The organism is Bacillus horti (assembly GCF_030813115.1).
GTDB lineage: Bacteria > Bacillota > Bacilli > Caldalkalibacillales > JCM-10596 > Bacillus_CH > Bacillus_CH horti.
Map to the genome: position 1 here is coordinate 1 of NZ_JAUSTY010000045.1, position 1,435 is coordinate 1,435.

1 protein-coding gene is annotated in these 1,435 nt (G+C 37.2%); it reads left to right on the forward strand.

Annotated elements, in window-relative coordinates:
• Positions 1–141 precede the first annotated feature (141 nt).
• Entirely contained in the window at positions 142–1,278 is a 1,137-nt protein-coding gene (locus tag J2S11_RS22180; protein WP_307398382.1) for an IS4 family transposase, read from the forward strand.
• Positions 1,279–1,435 lie beyond the last annotated feature (157 nt).

The following is a 1,435-nucleotide window of genomic DNA, read 5'->3' on the forward strand; positions in this document are numbered from 1 at the left end:
ATCACTAGCGTTGCATTAATTATATTTAAAAATTCATAATACACAAAATGTTTAGATTCATATTGTCCGAGGGACAAAAAAATCCTTTACAATGGAAGTACAGGTGGTTTCCTGTCCAAATCCAATGCAAAGGACTAGCCTATGGACAAGAATACACTATTTATGCTATTTGGTAAATGGATAAATCCTATTAATTTCTTGAATTTTCAAGAAGAAATTGTGAAACTTCAGCAAGACAAGTATGTGAAGAAGCTGACAACGAAAGCTTTTCTTCTCCTCATGCTTCATGCTCAGTTGCATGAAAAAGAAAGTTTAAGAGCCATCTCCGATGGCTTGCTTGATGAAGACCTTCAAGCTGAGTTAGGACTCGATTCGATTAGTGCTTCACAATTATCTCGGAAGAATAATGAAGTTGATCCGTCACTTTTATCACGAGTATTTCTTGATCTTGTTCAAGAAATACAATCCCATAGGCATCATAGTATTCCGAAAAGAATGCCTTTGAAAATTATTGATTCGAGCACTATCCCACTTAACTTGACCCATTATAGATGGGCCGAATTTCGTAAAACCAAGTCGGGTGTTAAACTGCATCTACGGTTGGTGTTTGCGGATCACCATCAAGCCTATCCAGACAAAGTAACCATAACCAATGCTAGGGAACACGATCGCAACCAACTAGAAGTGCTTGTAGACGACAAGAATGTCATGTATGTGTTTGATCGTGGGTATATGGATTATAAAACGTTTGATTACTACTTTGACGAAGGCATTTTTTTCGCTTCCCGTCTTAAGAAAAATGCTGTTGTTCGAATTCTAGAATCCTTTTCGGTTACAGAAGGAAGTCCGATTACTTCCGATTCTATGGTCGTTTGTGGAACACCCCAATCACGTACCGAAAATGTATTCCGTCTCATCGAGACGGTGGATACAAAAGGAAATCAGATCCGAATTTTGACGAATCGATTTGATATAAGTGCCGAAGAAATCGGTGAAATTTATCGATCAAGGTGGGCTATTGAATTATTCTTCAAATGGCTCAAGCAGCATGTAAGGATCAAGAAATTTTATGGCATGAGCGAAACCGCTTTGCAAAATCAAATCTACATAGCACTTATCACGTACTGTCTACTAGTGCTTCTTCGACTAGAAACGGATGCAAAGCAGTCTTTGTTACAACTTAAACGATGGTTACAAGTTTTACTTTGGAAGTCTTATGAGAGCTTTTTGAAGAGAATTCACTTCCGGAAAAAACAACAATTAAAGGGTGTGCCTTAATTACTCATTCGGTCATGCCACTCAGTTTACTTGTATATTTTACCAAATGGACAGAGCCACTTTTATTTGGATAGTATCTTTTTTAGCTCTTCGAGCTAAAAGATTTGTTCAGAATAGTCAGTTATATAGTAAATGAACTTTTATGCAACACTAGTGA